Genomic DNA, 16,861 nt, shown 5'->3' with positions numbered 1-16,861 from the left:
CTCCTTGCGCTCGACCGGCTAACTGGCACCCAGTCCGAAGCTGTTGGCCAACGACCCCAGAATGAGGTTCCAGCCATCCACCATCACGAACAGCATCAGCTTGAAGGGCAGCGAGACAATCATCGGCGAGAGCATCATCATCCCCATCGCCATCAGAATACTGGCGACCACCAGATCGATGACCAGAAATGGCAAGAACAGCATAAAACCAATCTGGAAGGCGGTTTTCAGCTCGCTGGTGACAAACGCCGGGATCAGCACCCGTAGCGGCACATCGGCAGGTTTCTCCACCTGCACGTTGGCGATCTCCATAAAGGTGTTTAGATCCTTGATCCGGGTCTGGGCCAGCATGAACTGGTGGATGGGCAACTCGGCCCGCTCCAGCGCCTCCTTTGCCTGAATGGTCTCGGCCAGATAGGGCTGCAACGCCTCATCATTGATGCGATCCAGCACCGGCGACATGATGAAGAACGACATGAACAGGGCGATGCCAATCAACACCTGGTTAGAGGGACTCTGTTGCAGACCGATCGCCTGGCGCAAGATACCCAACACTACAATGATGCGGGTAAACGAGGTCATCATGATCACCATGGCCGGCAAGAAGGAGAGCGCGGTCATCAGCGCCAGCACTTGCAGGGTCAGGCTGTACTCCTGAGAGCCATCCCCCATGGTCTTGACGGTCACCGCCGACATGGCGTCCTGTGCCAACGCAGGCCAAGAGCAAAACAGTGGTATCAGCAGGCTGACCAGCAGCCCCGTTTTCAGCCATAAGCCGTTAGCTTTTTTCATGCTTGCCCATCAATTTGCCAAGCTGCTGGGAAAACGCCTGCGGCTGGTTTTCGTCCAGCGGCTCCTTCAGCCGGTAGAGAAAGTTGACCTGCTGCGGTGTTACGCCGACCAGCAGTTGCTGTTCGCCCACCTTGACCACCAGCAGCTTCTCTTTGTAACCCACCGGCAACGAGGCGATGACCCGCATCTGGCCGCCCCCCATGGCGGTTGCCAACTTGCTCTTCTTGAGCAGAAAGCCCAGCACCAGAATGAGACCAATCACCATAAGACTGGAGAGCAACCAGGAGCTCAGACTAGGCACGTTGGCTGATGCCCCTGTCTCGGCAAAGGCCGGAACGGGCAGCCATAACAACAGGAGGCGCATCATTTGAGCTTCTTGATCCGTTCAATCTGGCTGATGACGTCAGTCAGGCGGATACCGAACTTGTCGTTCACCACCACCACCTCGCCGTGAGCGATCAGGGTACCGTTGACCAATACGTCCAGCGGCTCGCCTGCAACCCGATCCAGCTCCACCACCGAGCCCTGGTTCAGCTGCAACAGGTTGCGGATGCTGATCTGGCTGCGGCCCACCTCCATGGCGATAGTGACCGGAATATCGAGAATGGTGTCGAGCTTGCGACGCTCCTCGGCACTGATGGGGGCATCATCTTTCAACTCTTCCAACGGAGCTGGCTTGGCTTCCGCCGTCACCTGCTCCTCCAGAGCCGCAGCCCAGGCATCAGCCATCAGATCCTCTTCCTCAGTTCCGCTCATCTTGTTTCCTTATGCTACTTCGTGACCGTTTACCGTAATAAACCGTCAATTATCGCTGTTGATCTTCGATACTGCGCTCGAGCTCTTCCAGCTCGGCCTCGCCATCAATTCGTACCCCGCCCCGGGTCACCAGATGCATCTCCGTCTTGACCCCTTCCGGACGTTTAAGCTTGTCGGTGATCTTGAGCGCCACATTATCCTTGGTGCGGCCCATCTTGGCGTGGAAGGTGGGCAAGTCCTCGACAAAAACCAGCAGATTTTCCGGCATATCGACCGGAATGATATCGCCGGGTCGCAGCTCCATCAGTTCACGCAGGGTGAGTTCGGTCTCCAGCAGCTTGGCCCGCAGCTCCACCTTGACGTCCATGATCTCGTCACGCAGCGCCTTGCTCCAGCGTACGTCGGTATCCCCCTTGTCACTCTGCACACCGGCATCCAGCAGCTCGCGGATCGGCTCCAGCATGGAGTAGGGCATCGCCACGTGGAAGTCGCCGCCGCCACCATCGAGCTCGATGTGGAACGAGCTGACCACGATCACCTCGGTCGGGCTGACGATGTTGGCCATCGCCGGGTTCACTTCGGAGTCGAGATACTCGAACCCCACATCCATCACCGGCGCCCAGGCATCCTTGTAATCCTCAAACACCAGTTTGAGCAGCATCTGGATAATGCGCCGTTCGGTCGGCGTGAACTCGCGCCCTTCAATCTTGGCGTGATAACGGCCATCGCCACCGAAGAAGTTCTCCACAAGAATGAAGACCAGTCGGGCCTCCATGGTGATGAGCGCCGTCCCCTTGAGCGGGCGGAACCGCACCATGTTGAGACTGGTCGGCACAAACAGGGTATGAACATACTCGCCAAACTTGAGCATCTGCACGCCGTTGATGGAGACCTCAGCGGTACGACGCATCATGTTGAACAGACTGATCCGCATATGGCGGGCGAAACGTTCATTCACCAGCTCCAGCGTCGGCATGCGACCACGGACGATGCGGTCCTGGGAGGAGAAGTCAAACTGGGCTACGCCGGGGTCTCCAGCGCCGCCTATCTCTTCCTCTTCGACATCATCGACACCGTGCAAGAGGGCATCAATTTCGTCCTGACTTAACAGATCGCTCACGCTTCACCTACTGCATTACAAAGCCGGTAAACAGCACTTGTTCGATAACGGGGGAAGAGACCAGGTCCTTGAGCACCCGACGGCACTCTTCCAGTGAATCCTTGCGCAGCTTCTCCTTGCCTTCAAAGGTCATCAGCTGTTCGGCACTGGCTGCGCTGAATACCCGCAGCAAGGTGCCTTCAATCAGGGGGATATTCTGTTTGGCCAGCGTCTCGTCGGCGGTACCGCGCACCATCAGCTGGATCTTGATCTGCACCAGTCGATCTCTCTGGGCACCTGCAACGTTGAAGACAAAGGGGCGCGGCATACCGACATAGAGGGAAGGTTTAGGTGCTTCCTCCTTGGGGGTGGCCTCGGCACCTTCCGCCGCTTCAGCGGGCGGTTTATCGGAGCCGGAGAGCATCAGGAAGGCGCCAGCACCACCACCGCCCAGCAAAATTACCGCCAGGGCAATGATAATGATCAGCTTCTTTTTCTTGCCCGCAGCCGGGTCTTTTAGCGTCAACTCGTTATCGTCAGCCATCCCTTGTCCACCCTAGTCTCAAACTTGTTCGATATCATAAACTTACTCGGGATTGCATCAAGCATAGAAATCAATTCCGGAACCGTTTGTCGATTCCACCAGCAAACTGGGGGTGGAAGTGGTGAGTTCCCCTTCAACCAGCCCGTTACCGGACCGCTGCTGACCACTACTCTGCCCCTGCTGCCCCTGCCCGTTAAAGGTGGGCTGGCCCTGTTGCTGCTGTTGTTGCGACTGCTGCTGCACCTGCGTCTGGCCAAGCTGGATCCCCTGCCCTGCCAGCATGTCACGCAGCCGGGGCATCGCCTGCTCCAGCATCTCGCGGGTCTGTCCATGTTGTACCACAAAATGGACGTTGGCCTGGCTGTCAGCTCCCATCTGGATCTGGATCTTCATCTTGCCAAGGCCGAGTGGGTCGAGCTGAATTTCGGCCTGTTGCAGTTTTTCGGCCAGCATCACATTGACCTTCTGGTGCAATTCGGCAGGTGCTTCCTGACTGGCCAGTTTCAAATGGGGTAAATTCTGCGACTCACGGCGCAACGTAGTCTCAGCGGCAGGTGCCCGGCTATCAGTCACCTGTAGCTGAGTCTGGCTGTTCTGGCCATGCTGAACGGTCTGGCTCGGGCTGCTCTCACCGCTAGATGTCGTCGCAACCAGGCTCTTCTCCGCCTCACCGGCCTTCGGTTTTACCTCAAGCGAAACCGCTTTTCGCACCTCGTCGGTGCCCGTCACTTCCATCTGTTTGATGCCAGCTGAAATAGTCGACAGCGGCGCTTGCTGCCCCTGAGATTCGGCCTGTGCCAACACCTGCTGCGGCGCCACCATCACGGGGTCGGCAGCACTATCGGTTGGAGTCGTCGCATTTGTCGTTACGCTGCTCTGGGCGGCGGCACTTTCTGCGGCACTTTGCGCCGTCGTCACGGGCGCCGAACCTTGATTAGCGGCGGTGGCTGGCTGCTGGCTACCCTCGGCGGCCCCCTTTTCTGCCCCCTTGCCAGCTACCCCACTTCCATCCGCAGCTGCTGAAGTGGTTGCAGCGCCCGCCTCAGACTGCTTGAGCCCCTCGCTGAAGGCCTTGAGGGCGGCCCCCTGCGCGGCTTGCGTCGCCTGCCCCTTGTTAGCCACGGCATTGCTGGCGGCGAGATCGGATTTGCTGTCGCCAGCCTCTTTTGCCGCGACTGACCCAGCGGATTTGGCGGTGCTTGCCGACTCATCGACCGGCAGCACCTTGGCCAGCAGGGCCATTCGCTCGGCCCCTGTGAGGGGCTTGGTGTGCTTGCCATCTGCCCCGAGGGTTTCGCCCTTGGCAGAGGCTTTCTCCCCGGCCTGCCCATCCGCAGTAGTGGCGGCATCTTCACCTTCAGAGGAGAGAACGGCAGCAGAGGCATCGCCCTGCGCCACCACTCGCGCCTCGGAGGACGATACCTTTGTGTCAAGAGCCGATTGGGCGGTCGTCGCCAGCGGCGACTGCGCCCCGGTCTGACCTGCAAGCTGTTGGGCAATCCTGGCTGCGGCTGGGGTCTGCTCGCTTTCATCAAGCGCAATCCCCTCCAGCTCACCCTCTTGCGGCAACGGATTGCCGTCTACCACAGTCGCGCTCTGTTGGGCTGCCACCGCCAGCTGGGGTGTCACTAGCGAGGTATCGAGCTTGAGGGAGTCTTGCAGGCGCAGCAGAAAGTCGGTGGCAGGGACCTCCTCCACCTTGTTGTCGGCGTCAGGATCCTGCTCCTTGCCGATCTCCTCTTTGGGAGAGGCGCTCTCGGTCGCCAAAGATTTGGCTGATCGGACATGGTTACCGCCCTGAGTGGCTTCAGGGGTGCCCTGCTCGCTGTTCTGGGCCTTGGCAATCAGGGTGGCGAAATCCCCCTTGCTGTCGCTGCCGGTTCCCCCATCGATACTTTTGCTCTCGACGGAACCGCTCAGAGGCGCTTTGTCCAACCCGTTGGCCGGAGCCGAAGGCGTTTGTGTCAACAGTGTCTGCATCATGATGGGATCCCTGAATTCTGGTGGCCCCCAAAGAGATGGCCGCCGACAGTGTCCATATCAAAGCAAGTTACAGGCCAGATTGATGAAAGCGTCGCAACATGGCGTACTCATCCAGCATCTTCTGCTCCTGACGCTGGGCTTTCTGCTGCTCGCGGCTCGCTTGCTTCTCCAGCAACAGCTCCACCGCCTTGCGCCGCTGCTGGGCCGCCAGCCACTCTTCACGGCGCTGTTCCAGCGCCTGACGCACCTGCAACACCCCTTCGTACTGCTGGGTCGCTGCCTGTTCGAGCTTGTTGATAAAGGCGTGATACTGGGTATTTTGCTGGGGCGAAATACCCTGCAGGCCGCGATCGGTCCACTGCTGGTGATAGATCTGGCGGTACTGGTTGAGAGCATTTTGCTGATCCATGAACAGCTTGAGATCCTGCTGCGCCTTCACCAGTGCCAGCGCACACTGCTGCTCCGCCTCCACCAGCCGATCGGCCAACAATACCAACCCTTTACTCATCGTCGACCTCTCTGTTACCGACCATCATCAGCGCATCAATGGCATCGCCACCATCTGCAAGGCTTGCAGGCCATCATCGTAGTGAATGACCTCGCGCATCCCCTGCTGCAAGAACTGATCCAGATAGGGTTTTTGAATGATGGCGCGGTCAATGCGCGGATCGGAACCCTGACTGTAGGCGCCGATGGTGATGAGATCCCGGTTCTGCTGATAGAGGGAGTAGAACTGCTTGAGGGTGCGCGCCAGATCCATATGTTCCGGCGAGGTGACCATGGGCATAACCCGGCTGATGGACTTCTCGATGTCGATGGCCGGATAGTGGCCCGCATCGGCCAGCTCACGCGACAGCACGATATGGCCATCGAGAATCGCCCGCGCTGCATCGGCAATGGGATCTTGCAGGTCATCCCCCTCGGTCAGGACGGTGAAGAAGGCAGTGATGGAGCCCTGGCCGTCACTGCCGTTACCCGCCCGCTCCACCAGCGCCGGTAATTTGGCAAATACCGACGGTGGATAGCCCTTGGTCGCTGGCGGCTCGCCCACCGCCAGCGCGATCTCACGCTGGGCCTGGGCATAACGGGTAAGAGAGTCCATCAAGAGCAACACGTTGAGCCCCTGATCGCGAAAATACTCGGCAATGGCCAGCGCCGTTTCACACCCCTTTAGCCGCATCAGCGGCGAGGCATCGGCGGGAGCCGCTACCACCACGGAGCGGGCTCGCCCCTCCTCCCCCAGAATGTCCTCGATAAACTCTTTCACCTCCCGGCCCCGTTCACCGATGAGGCCGACCACTACCACATCCGCCACCGAGCCGCGGGTCATCATGCCCAGCAGCACCGATTTACCGACACCGGAACCGGCAAACAGCCCCATCCGCTGGCCCTGTCCCACCGTCAGCACTGCGTTGATGGCGCGTACCCCCACGTCCATCGGCTGATGGATCGGGCGGCGAGAAAGCGGGTTGATGCGGTGCTGGGCAAACTGCACGGTCTGGGAGGAGAGAATAGGGCCTAGGCCATCGAGTGGCTGACCAATGCCGTCGATGACCCGACCAAGCAGGTTCATGCCAACCGGAATGCCGTGCTCTTCGGTGATGGGCACCACCCGGGCACCGGGGATCACCCCCTTGAGCTGCTCGCTCGGCATCAGATAGAGGCGATCGCCAGAAAAACCGACCACTTCAGCCTCCAGTGTGCCATCAAGGGTATCGATGCGGCAGAGGGCACCGATAGCGGCACGGCAGCCGATGGCTTCGAGGGTCAGCCCCACCACCCGGGTCAATTTACCGGCAACCGGCGGTTTGGGGGCGCTGTCGCGTACCTTGTACCCTTGCAACCGGTTCAGTAGCGAGCCGCTCATCTGGCCTCCTGAGAGCTAAAAAGTGCAGCCGGACGGCAACGTCCGGCATCGGTTATGGGCGTGAGTCCTGCGAAGCCGGTTTCTGCGACGCATTGTCCCGCAAGAAGTTGCGCAGCAACTGATCGATGCGACTGGAGAGGGTCAGATCGATGCTGGAGAGCTCGGTGGCCAGTTGCAGATCGCCGGGGGAAAGGGTGGGATCGCTCTGCAATCGCCACTGGCGCTTGGCGCACTCTTCGGCGCCAAATGCCTGCTCGATTCGCGCGATATCGTCGGGATGCAGCATCAGGGTCACCCCCTGTTCGGCGGCAGGCAGCAAGGCCAGCCCCTCTTTAAGCGCCTCCAGCAGAATGCGGGGGGAGGTCTCCGCTTCGTGACGGATGAGCGCGCGGGCCAGTTGCATCACCAGCGAGACCAACTGCTGCTCCACCGCCTGATCCAGCTCGTTAAGCGGATTGGCAAGGCGCGCGGCGAGCCCCTGCCAGTGGGCGATCTCCTGCTCCACCAGCTCGCGGCCCATGGCCAGCCCCTCCTCGCGCCCCTGTTCGAGACCGGCAGAGTGGCCCTGTTGCAATCCTTCCAGCTTGCCCTCTTCCATCCCCTTGGCATAACCGGACTCGCGCCCCTCGGCCATTCCCTCTTCCCAGGCGGCCTGACGAATCGCTTCAAGCTCTTCGGCGGTGATGCTGGGGGTCGGCTCCTGTTCGGGCTCCGGCTCCACCACCTCCTCTTCCTGCTGATACCAGTCAGGGGCCAGGCCGAGGGCATTGGTGGGGGCCCCCGCCTCTACCTCGACCTCCATCTCGGGCCAGCCCCAGGTCTCAACCCGGGCATCATCGCCCTCGGGGCGCACATAACCACGCAGTTTGTTGTTCATGCTTTGCACGGCTCCTCACCACTGCCTGATGCGGGCTTGGCATCGCGGTTCTGTTTATGGGCCATGGCTTAGAGGAACTCCTCGCCGCCACCGGCACCCAGCATGATTTCGCCAGCATCCGCCAGACGACGGGCGATGGAGAGGATCTCTTTCTGGGCCGCTTCCACTTCGGAGACCCGGATCGGCCCCATGGCCTCCAGATCGTCCGCCAGCATTTCGGCCGCTCGTTTGGACATGTTCTTGAAGATCTTCTCGCGCATCTGATCGTCGGAGCCCTTGAGGGCGCGTTGCAGCAGATCCCCCGGCACTTCCCGCAGCATGGTCTGGATGCCGCGATCGTCCACATCGATGAGGTTTTCGAACACGAACATCAAATCCTGGATCTGCTGGCTCATCTCTTCGTCCGACTCGCGGATGGAGTCCATCAACTGGCCTTCGATATTGGTATCCAGATAGTTCATGATGTTGGCGGCAGCCTTCAGGCCGCCCATCTTGGCTGCCTGAGCACCGGCCGCACCGGCGAACTGTTTCTCCATGATGTCGTTCAACTCTTGCAGTGCCGCCGGTTGTACCTCTTCGAGGTTGGCGATACGCATCACCAGATCGAGGCGCACCTGCTCCGGGAACTGGCTCAGGATCTCGGCGGACTGCTCCGGCTCCAGATAGGAGAGCACGATAGTCTGGATCTGCGGGTGTTCGTTCTGGATGATGCTGGCCACCTGACGGGCATCCATCCACTTGAGCGAATCGAGACCACGGGCGCCGGAACCGAGAATGATCTGGTCCACCAGGTTGCTCGCCTTGTCCTCGCCAAGGGCCGCCACCAACGCCTTGCGCACGAAGTCTTCGCTGCCGATACCGATGTTGGTGTACTTCTGGATATCGTCGATGAATTGACGGTGCACCGCCGCCACCCGATCGTGACTGAAGTCAGACATGGAGGCCATCGACATACCGAGCCGCTGCACCTGCTTGGGCTCGAGATGACGGAAGATCTGGGCGGCATCCTCTTCATTGAGGCTCAGCATCAGCACCGCAGCCATCTCCATCCCCGACATCTGGTCGAGGATCTGGCGCTGACTGTCAGTGATGTCATTGCCGGTGACTTGACTCTTCTTTTCTTCAGGCATCTTTGTTCGTTACCCATTCTTTAATGACCTGAGCGGCCAGATCCGGCTCGTTCGCTACCAGCGCACGCACCGCCTTGAGCAAGTCTTCGTCACGGTGCAGATCCGGCAGTTTCAGCTGGCCATCGCGGACACCAAATACCTGATCGTTCTCGACTTGTGCTGACAGCAGGCTCAACTCGTCGTCGCCACCCAGTACGGTGTGGTTGTCGAAATCCACTTCCCCTTCCGGTTTGGCATCCGGGTAGAGCAGTCGCTTGAGCATGGGGCGAACCACGGTGACGATCAAGACGATGATCACCAGTACCGAGGCGGCAATCCGCACCGCACGCCAGAACCAGGGCTGATCGTAGAGCGGCACTTCAGCCACGGTATCCAGCTCTGGGCGATTGAACGGAATCGCGACCACCTCAAGGGTATCACCACGGGTCACATCAAAGCCAAGGCCACCACTCAGCAAACGACGCAATGTATCGAGTTCTGCCTGGGTGCGCGCCTCACGGGTCACGGCCCCGTCGGCACCGGGCACCACTTTGTAATCCACGGCAACCGAGACGGTCATGCGGCGAATGCCACCCATCTGGCGACGGGTATGACTGACGGTGGTATCCAGTTCGAAGTTGCGGGTTGCCTCTTTGCGGGAACGGCCAGAAGCGGCAGCGCTGGCACCATCACCACCGGTCGCCTGCTCGGGAATATTGGAGGCGGCAGGGGGCTGGTTGGAGAGCGCGCCGGGCACACCACCATTGCTACCACTGGCGCTGTTCTCTTCCATGGTCATTTCGGAGCGCACTGCAGGCAGGTCCGGGTTGTAAGTCTTGCGGGTCTGCTCCTGCTGGGAGAAGTCGAGGGAGAGATCCACTTCCGCCGTATAGTTGTCAGCCCCCAGCACCGGGATCAAAATGGCGTCAATTTTTTGTTTGTACTCCAGCTCCTGCTTCTGCTGCATGGCAAACTCTTTGCGAGTCTGGGCCGAGATCGGGTCTTGCGAGCCGGAGTTGAGCAGACGGCCATTCTGGTCGGTGACGGTGACGCGGGTCGGCTCAAGGCCATGCACGGCGGAAGCGACCATATCGACGATGGAGTCCACCTCCCCCTGCCCCAGCGCTGCCCCCTTCAGGTTGAGCACCACGGTGGCACTGGGTTTGCGTTCGTTGCGGGCAAACACGTTATCTTTCGGGATAGCCAGCAGCACCTGGGCCTTGGCCACATTCTGGAACTGCTCGATGGCGCTCGCCAGCTGGCGCTCGCGGCTCAGCTTCAGACGCTCGCTCTCCATCCGCTGGCTGACGCCGAAACTGGAATCTTTCAGCAGGATATCTTCACCACCGATGCTGCTATCGGTAGCATTGGCGAGACCGGCACGGGTCAGGGCCAGCTGGATAGTGGGGTAGCTTTCAGCGTTGACCAGCACGCTCTTACCATCCACTTCATAGGGAATTTTCTGCTGATCGAGGAAGTCGAGGGTCTTCACCAGCTCCTGGGTGGTGTAGGTGCCGAGGGGACGCATGTCCGGCTCCTTGCCCCACAGCAGGATAAACACCGCAATGGCCAGACAGATGGCAAGCCCCAGGATCAGGGTGATTTGCCGCAGTACATCGGTATTGGACAGGAATCCCAGCGCCGAACTCTTCTGCTCATTTTCATCGAGGGCGGCGGTGCCCTCATCGTTTATCAGCAGATCGCCGTTTTGGTCAGTAGCCACGATTTATGTCCTTATTGCTGACATGTTCATGATGTTCAGTAATCACTTATACCGGCATGTTCATGATGGTCTTGTAGGCATCGACCATCTTGTTACGCACCTGTACCGTGGCTTCAAAAGCGATGGACGATTTTTGGCCCGCGATCATCACCTCGGCCAGATCCACCGACTTGTCGCCCATATCGAAACGGGTGCGCAGATCATTGGCGGCGCCTTGCAACTCGTTGACATTGCCAAGCGCCTGTTGCAACAGCTGACCAAAGTCGGAGGTTACCTGACGACCGGGTTGTGCCAGCGGCGTTGCGCCTGCTTCGATCTTGAGCGCCTGCATCTCTTGCATCAGGCTGCTTGCACTAATTTCCATTTTCCATCCCCAGACAAATCATTGACGCTGATTGGCTTAAAGCAATAAAAGTGCCAATCAGGTAAAATTCTTTCAAGCCAAGGGCCGGGGGGATGGATGAGGAGCTTGCATCACTCAAGGCCGCGGTACGCTACCCTCACCAAATAACAACCTCAGATAGCTAAGATGCAGATCGTAATGTTCTCCGGCGGGTAATTTGACCAACACTTCGTTGTAAAGGTAACCCGCTCGGCTCGCAGCCAGATCGGGTGAGATCAATCCCTCTGCAACCAGCTTGGCGATGATGGCCTCCGCCAGAGCCATCGTCGCCTCATCGGCCTGCCCCCAGCCAAAATGCCCCTGGTATTCAGCCCCTGCCGGGCTGGGGTCGAGGGGAAAGACCTGCTCCCCCTTGACCCAAAAGACCATGGGAATGCCATCCTGCTGACGCAGATAGATACTCTGTTTGTCCCACTCTCGACCAGGGCTCATCTCCATCCCACCCGGTTCTGTTGCTTGTACCATGCCACTCTCCTTGTCCTGTTGCTAAAGCTTGTTTGCGCCCACGAAAAAGAGGGCTATGGGCCCTCTTTTTACTGCAAGTTGCGGCGTTTAAACAGACAACAACTCACTGTGAATAAAGAAAAACTGACGATCGCTCAAAGCATGATCAATTACTGGGTCAGATCCTTGTCAATCCAGTATTTGGAGCCGGAGATATTGGCATCGAGCAGCAGGCCCTTCTCGCCAATCTGGTAGATAGCCATGCCGCCATTGTATTTGGCGGTCAGCTCGGCGCTCTCCTTGCCGGCCACCACGCCCACTTCGGAGGTAGCTTCCCACCCCTGGGTTACGAAGGCATCGAATCTGGCCTTGTCTTCAAACAGGATCACCTGCTGATAGAACTTGCCGCCAATCCCGGCCGCCAGACCTGCCCCAAACATCTTCATATAGGTGTGCTTGCCGGTTTTGCGATTGACCGCCACCCCGGCCCCCTGATTGGTATGCAGCATCAGGGAGAACTTGCGCGAATCGAATACTGCGTAGCCATACGCCTTGTCAAACAGCAACTTGGCTGAAGGTTGTTCATTGAACAGCCGCACCAGTGCCGTGTCGGCCATGGTGTTGAGCGCGATCCTCGCCTCTTTCGCCGTCTTGGGGTTGAGCATCTCGTTGAGCTCCTTATCGGCCGCCTTCAGCCACTCCTTGCCAGTGGCGATGCTCTTGTCGGTCCAGACCCCGGCGGTATTGAACGCCTCTTCACCCCATGCAGAGATGGAGGCCCAGCTCTTCTTGGAGAAGTCGCTGACGTCCTGCCACACCTCCTTGCTGGTCTCGCTCACTGCCGCCCCCAGATCCGACGCTGCGGCCTTGAGCTTGGCCCAGTCGGCATAACAGGGTGAGAAGGCCAGACTCAGTGACAGGGCCAGCAACCAGTTACGCTTGTTCATTTTTTCACTCCCGTATTGTCGAGTGTCTGGGTTACCTGGTGCGATCACCTACAACAGGCAACCCGCTGAAAATCACTCCCGCATTATCGGAAGGGGAATCCGGTTAAGCAATCATTGAGTCCTGTTTATACCGCCACAGCCCGACAGCAGTTAACAAAAAGGCTGCTCATCAAAGAGGAGCAGCCTTGTTAAGCACAGTAAAACCGGACGGGCTTATTCGACCATCATCACCTTGCAGGTGTTGGTACTGCCCACGGTTTCCATCTTGTCACCGTGAGTCAGCAGCACCATATCGCCGCTCTGCAGCAGCCCCTTCTCCTTGAGCACGGCCAGCGCGTCGCGGCACACTTCGTAGACCGGTTTGGTCTCGTCACCGTCAAACATCACCGGAGTGACGCCACGGTAGAGATTGGTCCAGGCCAGGGTCTTGTTGTGGGGGGACATGGCGAAGATCGGCAGACCGGAGCTGATACGGGACATCAGCAGCGGAGTGGTACCCGATTCAGTCAGCGCCACGATCGCCTTGACCCCTTCCAGGTGGTTTGCCGCATACATGGTGGACATGGCTACAGCTTCTTCAACGGAAGTGAAGGTGTAGCTCATGCGGTGGTTGGAGACGTTCAGGCTCGGGTGCTTCTCGGCACCGACACAGACGCTCGCCATGGAGGTCACTGTCTCGATGGGGAACTGACCGGCGGCAGTCTCGGCTGAGAGCATCACCGCATCGGTACCATCCAGCACGGCGTTGGCCACGTCCATAACTTCTGCACGAGTCGGCAGCGGCGCATTGATCATCGATTCCATCATCTGGGTAGCGGTGATCACGACGCGGTTCAGACGACGGGAGTGGCGGATCAGCTTCTTCTGTACGCCAACCAGCTCGGGGTCACCGATCTCGACACCCAGATCGCCACGGGCGACCATCACAGCATCGGAACCGAGGATGATGTCTTCCATCGCCTCATCGGTGGCGACAGTTTCGGCGCGCTCAACCTTGGCCACGATCTTGGCATTGGAACCGGCTTCGCGGGCCAGCTCGCGGGCGTAGCGCAGATCATCGCCACAGCGCGGGAAGGAGACAGCCAGATAGTCCACATTCATGCGGGCAGCGGTCTTGATGTCTTCCTTGTCTTTCTCGGTCAGGGCCGGAGCGGAGAGACCGCCCCCTTTCTTGTTGATGCCCTTGTTGTTGGAGAGCGGCCCGGCCACGGTCACCGTGGTGTGAATGCGGGTGCCTTCAACCTGCTCGACCTTCAATTGCACACGGCCATCGTCCAGCAGCAGGATGTCGCCCTGTACCACATCGTCTGGCAGGCTCTTGTAATCGATGCCGACCTGCTCCTGACAACCTTCACCCTTGCCGAGGGCCGCGTCGAGAATGAACTTGTCACCGATGGCCAGATAGATTTTGCCATCCTTGAAAGTGGAAACACGGATTTTCGGGCCTTGCAGATCACCCATGATGGCGACGTGACGACCGAGCTTGGCAGCAATGTCACGCACCTGATTGGCGCGCAGGATATGGTCTTCAGCAGTGCCGTGAGAGAAGTTCATCCGCACCATGTCGGCCCCGGCGCGGATGATCCCTTCGAGGATCCCTTCGCGGTCGGTAGCCGGACCGAGTGTGGTTACAATCTTTGTACGTCTAGGCATGAAAGACTCCAATATGAAGTTGATATGACTTGAGATTCTGCCCCATCAAGCCCATGGCTCGATGCACCCGTTTACAAACCATCTGGGTGGTTTTTGTTATTAAATTACAATACTACACCAAGGCGGGTGGCATAGACAGTCGGGGGCCGGAGCCCCCGACGGTTCAGGAAGAGTGCGGGGTTTCGAAGCGGGATTCGCGCAATCCCTCTTTTACTTTCTTCAGATTTTCGCGAAATTTCATCCCCCGGCGCAGGGTAAAACCGGTCGCCAGCACATCCACCAGCGCCAGCTGGGCGATGCGGGATGCCATCGGCATATAGACATCGGTATCTTCCGGCACATCCATGGAGAGCACCAGGTTGCACTCGCGGGCCAGCGGGGAGTCCTTGGCGGTCATGCCGATCACGGTAGCGTCGTTCTCGCGAGCCAGCGCGGCGATTTCGACCAGCGCCTTGGTGCGACCGGTGTGGGAGATCAGCACCACCACATCTCCTTCGCTGCTGTTGATGCAGCTCATGCGCATCATGACGATATCGTCAAAGCTCACTACCGGAATGTTGAAGCGAAAGAATTTGTTCTGGGCATCGCGGGCAACGGCAGAGGAGGCGCCAAGGCCGAAGAAGCTGATCTTTTTGGACTGGGTCAGGATATCAACACAGCGGTTGATGGCAGAGATATCCAGGCTGTTTTTGGCGGCATCCAGACAAGCCATGGTGGATTCGAAGATCTTGGCGGTGTAGGTATCCGGCCCATCTTCCGCTTCCACATGACGATTTACGTAAGGGGTGCCATTGGCCAAGCTCTGGGCCAGATGGAGTTTGAAATCAGGAAAGCCCTTGGTATCGAGACGGCGGCAAAAGCGGTTGACGGTCGGTTCACTGACATCGGCCATCTTGGCCAGAGCGGCGATGCTGGAGTGGATGGCGGTCTGGGGAGACGCCAGGATCACCTCGGCAACCTTGCGTTCTGATTTACTGAAACTTTCCAAGTTGTTCGTAATTTTATCAAGGGTATTCATCATCACCACCAGGCGTTTTTGTAATTTAGCTTCAGTGTCTTTGCACTCAATCTACGGCTAAGCAAGTTTCCATTCAAGCTAAGGACTATACAAGACAAGCGGTTATCGCAACTAACGCCTGCCATACAAAGTATGACTCATCTCTAATTATTTCGTACTTTTCGTTACAAAACGTCACCTTGCCATGAAAGCGCTTACAAATGTTGCAAAGCAACAACACTGTGAGCAGGCGCACGTTTGTATCGATCCGGCGGGTGAGCAAGCCTGAGCTCGGATAGAATGGGCCGTCATAATCCAACAATAATCTCGGGACACCAGAGTCGTCCCCATCCTGTAACGAAGGAGTTGTTATGCAGCATACCCATGCGCTGGTCGGCGATGTCGGCGGCACCAATGCGCGTCTGGCCCTGTGTGAGCTGGCCACCGGTACTATCTCCCAGGCAAAGACCTACTCAGGTCTGGCCCATCCCAGCCTTGAAGCCGTGGTACGCCTCTATCTGGACGAACACAAGGTCGCGGTAGGTGAAGCCTGCATCGCCATCGCCTGCCCCATCAACGGTGATTGGGTCGCCATGACCAACCACAGCTGGGAGTTCTCCATCAGCGAGATGCAGAGCAATCTCGGGCTGGCTCGCCTGCAGGTGATCAACGACTTCACCGCCGTCTCGATGGCGGTGCCGGCACTGGCTGAATCGGATCGCATCCAGCTGGGCGGCGCCGCGCCGGTAGCGGGCAAGCCCATCGCCATCTATGGTGCGGGCACTGGCCTTGGGGTCGCCCATCTGGTCAAGGCGGGTGAGCAATGGCTGAGCCTGCCGGGTGAAGGTGGTCATGTGGATTTTGCTGCCAACACCGAAGAGGAAGATGCGGTGCTGCAAGTAATGCGAGGCGAATTGGGCCATGTCTCGGCAGAGCGTTTCTTATCTGGCCCGGGCTTGGTCAATCTCTATCGCGGGCTGGTGAAATCCGATGGCCGTGAGCCCGAGCCGTTCGCCCCCAAAGACATTACCGAGCGCGCACTGGCCGGGGAGTGCCTCGATTGCCGTCGCACCCTGAGCCTGTTTTGCGTGCTGATGGGCCGCTTTGCCGGCAATCTGGCCCTCAATATGGGCACCTTTGGCGGCGTCTATATCGCAGGTGGCATAGTGCCGCGCTTCCAGGAGTTCTTTACCGGTTCCGGTTTCCGGGTCGCCTTTGAAGACAAGGGGCGCTTCAAATCCTACCTCAAGGAGATCCCGGTGTTTCTGATCACCCATGAAGGGCCGGGGCTGCTCGGTGCGGGCGCTTACTTGCGCCAGTCGATGGGGATCACAATCTGATTGAAGAGGGGACGAGGCAGGATCATCCATGGTTCAGCCTCGATTCAGTGTGAATGGCATAAAGTAGCCGCACGTAACCAAGAGGGTTGTGCTTCACAAGGAGTGGAAAGCGACTCTCATCCGCTGGATACGTTTGTCACCTGACAAGCCTGAACTGTTTCAACCGGCCTTTTGGCCGGTTTTTTTTGCTTCAAAAGCAGTCACTTGTAACTTCGCTAACCCACCCTCATGACCACATGTGACCAATATCATGGTCACTGCAACCTAAATGTTGTCTCGGTGTCACCCTTTATATACATTAAAACAGTCACCCGAATAATTAGATTT

16 protein-coding genes and 1 pseudogene are annotated in these 16,861 nt (G+C 58.5%); 1 reads left to right on the top strand and 16 read right to left on the bottom strand.

From position 1 onward, the window contains the following. Positions 1 to 18: 18 nt before the first annotated feature. The 16 genes from fliP to ACTG1P_RS19560 form a co-directional block, all read right to left on the bottom strand. Positions 19 to 792, bottom strand: coding sequence for a flagellar type III secretion system pore protein FliP (gene fliP, locus ACTG1P_RS19635; RefSeq protein WP_129503541.1), 774 nt, complete (start codon positions 790 to 792; stop codon positions 19 to 21). Continuing rightward, on the bottom strand, positions 779 to 1,159 hold the full coding sequence (fliO, locus tag ACTG1P_RS19630) for a flagellar biosynthetic protein FliO (RefSeq protein WP_425855051.1): 381 nt from the start codon (positions 1,157 to 1,159) through the stop codon (positions 779 to 781). The genes fliP and fliO overlap by 14 nt, the downstream gene beginning before the upstream one ends. After that, a complete protein-coding gene (gene fliN / locus ACTG1P_RS19625) occupies positions 1,156 to 1,548 on the bottom strand; it encodes a flagellar motor switch protein FliN (RefSeq protein WP_005298791.1) in 393 nt (130 codons plus the stop codon). Before fliN ends, fliO begins: the two co-directional genes overlap by 4 nt. A 49-nt stretch (positions 1,549 to 1,597) precedes the next feature. Then, positions 1,598 to 2,668: a flagellar motor switch protein FliM gene (fliM, locus tag ACTG1P_RS19620; RefSeq protein ID WP_005334736.1), complete on the bottom strand. Its 1,071-nt coding sequence runs from the start codon at positions 2,666 to 2,668 to the stop codon at positions 1,598 to 1,600. Positions 2,669 to 2,675: 7 nt separating this feature from the next. Further along, on the bottom strand, positions 2,676 to 3,191 hold the full coding sequence (fliL, locus tag ACTG1P_RS19615; RefSeq protein WP_043822474.1) for a flagellar basal body-associated protein FliL: 516 nt from the start codon (positions 3,189 to 3,191) through the stop codon (positions 2,676 to 2,678). 57 nt (positions 3,192 to 3,248) lie between these two features. Next, positions 3,249 to 5,174, bottom strand: a complete 1,926-nt coding sequence (locus tag ACTG1P_RS19610) for a flagellar hook-length control protein FliK (RefSeq protein ID WP_440002016.1) — start codon at positions 5,172 to 5,174, stop codon at positions 3,249 to 3,251. Between the two features lie 67 nt (positions 5,175 to 5,241). Next, positions 5,242 to 5,682, bottom strand: coding sequence for a flagellar export protein FliJ (gene fliJ / locus ACTG1P_RS19605; protein ID WP_005334746.1), 441 nt, complete (start codon positions 5,680 to 5,682; stop codon positions 5,242 to 5,244). Positions 5,683 to 5,709: 27 nt separating this feature from the next. After that, the gene (gene fliI / locus ACTG1P_RS19600) at positions 5,710 to 7,041 is read right to left on the bottom strand and encodes a flagellar protein export ATPase FliI (RefSeq protein WP_005334747.1); all 1,332 of its coding nucleotides are present in this window, start codon (positions 7,039 to 7,041) and stop codon (positions 5,710 to 5,712) included. Between the two features lie 52 nt (positions 7,042 to 7,093). After that, positions 7,094 to 7,918: a flagellar assembly protein FliH gene (gene fliH / locus ACTG1P_RS19595; RefSeq protein WP_440002015.1), complete on the bottom strand. Its 825-nt coding sequence runs from the start codon at positions 7,916 to 7,918 to the stop codon at positions 7,094 to 7,096. Positions 7,919 to 7,986: 68 nt separating this feature from the next. After that, positions 7,987 to 9,048, bottom strand: a complete 1,062-nt coding sequence (gene fliG / locus ACTG1P_RS19590; RefSeq protein ID WP_005334749.1) for a flagellar motor switch protein FliG — start codon at positions 9,046 to 9,048, stop codon at positions 7,987 to 7,989. Continuing rightward, complete coding sequence (gene fliF / locus ACTG1P_RS19585; RefSeq protein ID WP_440002014.1) at positions 9,041 to 10,750, bottom strand: flagellar basal-body MS-ring/collar protein FliF; 1,710 nt, start codon at positions 10,748 to 10,750, stop codon at positions 9,041 to 9,043. The genes fliG and fliF overlap by 8 nt, the downstream gene beginning before the upstream one ends. Before the next feature lie 46 nt (positions 10,751 to 10,796). Then, complete coding sequence (gene fliE / locus ACTG1P_RS19580; protein ID WP_005362062.1) at positions 10,797 to 11,114, bottom strand: flagellar hook-basal body complex protein FliE; 318 nt, start codon at positions 11,112 to 11,114, stop codon at positions 10,797 to 10,799. Between the two features lie 114 nt (positions 11,115 to 11,228). Further along, positions 11,229 to 11,618 (bottom strand): hypothetical protein, encoded by a 390-nt coding sequence (locus ACTG1P_RS19575; RefSeq protein ID WP_278167509.1) that lies wholly within the window; start codon positions 11,616 to 11,618, stop codon positions 11,229 to 11,231. A gap of 149 nt (positions 11,619 to 11,767) precedes the next feature. Beyond that, entirely contained in the window at positions 11,768 to 12,544 is a 777-nt protein-coding gene (gene befA, locus ACTG1P_RS19570; RefSeq protein ID WP_440002013.1) for a beta cell expansion factor BefA, read from the bottom strand. A gap of 213 nt (positions 12,545 to 12,757) precedes the next feature. Next, the gene (gene pyk, locus ACTG1P_RS19565; RefSeq protein ID WP_005362071.1) at positions 12,758 to 14,197 is read right to left on the bottom strand and encodes a pyruvate kinase; all 1,440 of its coding nucleotides are present in this window, start codon (positions 14,195 to 14,197) and stop codon (positions 12,758 to 12,760) included. Between the two features lie 163 nt (positions 14,198 to 14,360). Next, positions 14,361 to 15,215, bottom strand: a complete 855-nt coding sequence (locus ACTG1P_RS19560) for a MurR/RpiR family transcriptional regulator (RefSeq protein WP_005334759.1) — start codon at positions 15,213 to 15,215, stop codon at positions 14,361 to 14,363. A gap of 347 nt (positions 15,216 to 15,562) precedes the next feature. Between ACTG1P_RS19560 and glk the strand changes: the two are divergent. Then, positions 15,563 to 16,534: pseudogene (gene glk, locus ACTG1P_RS19555) on the top strand (glucokinase); the annotation flags it as partial. Positions 16,535 to 16,861 lie beyond the last annotated feature (327 nt).

The organism is Aeromonas sp. 11P (genome assembly GCF_051920165.1).
Lineage (GTDB): Bacteria > Pseudomonadota > Gammaproteobacteria > Enterobacterales > Aeromonadaceae > Aeromonas > Aeromonas veronii.
Note: the sequence above shows the minus strand (reverse complement) of the source record. Positions and strands in the feature narration are given on the sequence as shown.

Excerpts from the sequence above, each read along its gene's own strand:
- befA (WP_440002013.1), bottom strand. The coding sequence starts at position 12,544 with ATGAACAAGCGTAACTGGTTGCTGGCCCTGTCACTGAGTCTGGCCTTC.
- fliO (WP_425855051.1), bottom strand. The coding sequence starts at position 1,159 with ATGATGCGCCTCCTGTTGTTATGGCTGCCCGTTCCGGCCTTTGCCGAG.
- fliE (WP_005362062.1), bottom strand. The coding sequence starts at position 11,114 with ATGGAAATTAGTGCAAGCAGCCTGATGCAAGAGATGCAGGCGCTCAAG.
- pyk (WP_005362071.1), bottom strand. The coding sequence starts at position 14,197 with ATGCCTAGACGTACAAAGATTGTAACCACACTCGGTCCGGCTACCGAC.
- fliP (WP_129503541.1), bottom strand. The coding sequence starts at position 792 with ATGAAAAAAGCTAACGGCTTATGGCTGAAAACGGGGCTGCTGGTCAGC.
- fliH (WP_440002015.1), bottom strand. The coding sequence starts at position 7,918 with ATGAACAACAAACTGCGTGGTTATGTGCGCCCCGAGGGCGATGATGCC.
- ACTG1P_RS19560 (WP_005334759.1), bottom strand. The coding sequence starts at position 15,215 with ATGAATACCCTTGATAAAATTACGAACAACTTGGAAAGTTTCAGTAAA.
- fliN (WP_005298791.1), bottom strand. The coding sequence starts at position 1,548 with ATGAGCGGAACTGAGGAAGAGGATCTGATGGCTGATGCCTGGGCTGCG.
- fliL (WP_043822474.1), bottom strand. The coding sequence starts at position 3,191 with ATGGCTGACGATAACGAGTTGACGCTAAAAGACCCGGCTGCGGGCAAG.
- ACTG1P_RS19610 (WP_440002016.1), bottom strand. The coding sequence starts at position 5,174 with ATGATGCAGACACTGTTGACACAAACGCCTTCGGCTCCGGCCAACGGG.
- fliJ (WP_005334746.1), bottom strand. The coding sequence starts at position 5,682 with ATGAGTAAAGGGTTGGTATTGTTGGCCGATCGGCTGGTGGAGGCGGAG.
- fliG (WP_005334749.1), bottom strand. The coding sequence starts at position 9,048 with ATGCCTGAAGAAAAGAAGAGTCAAGTCACCGGCAATGACATCACTGAC.
- fliI (WP_005334747.1), bottom strand. The coding sequence starts at position 7,041 with ATGAGCGGCTCGCTACTGAACCGGTTGCAAGGGTACAAGGTACGCGAC.
- ACTG1P_RS19575 (WP_278167509.1), bottom strand. The coding sequence starts at position 11,618 with ATGGTACAAGCAACAGAACCGGGTGGGATGGAGATGAGCCCTGGTCGA.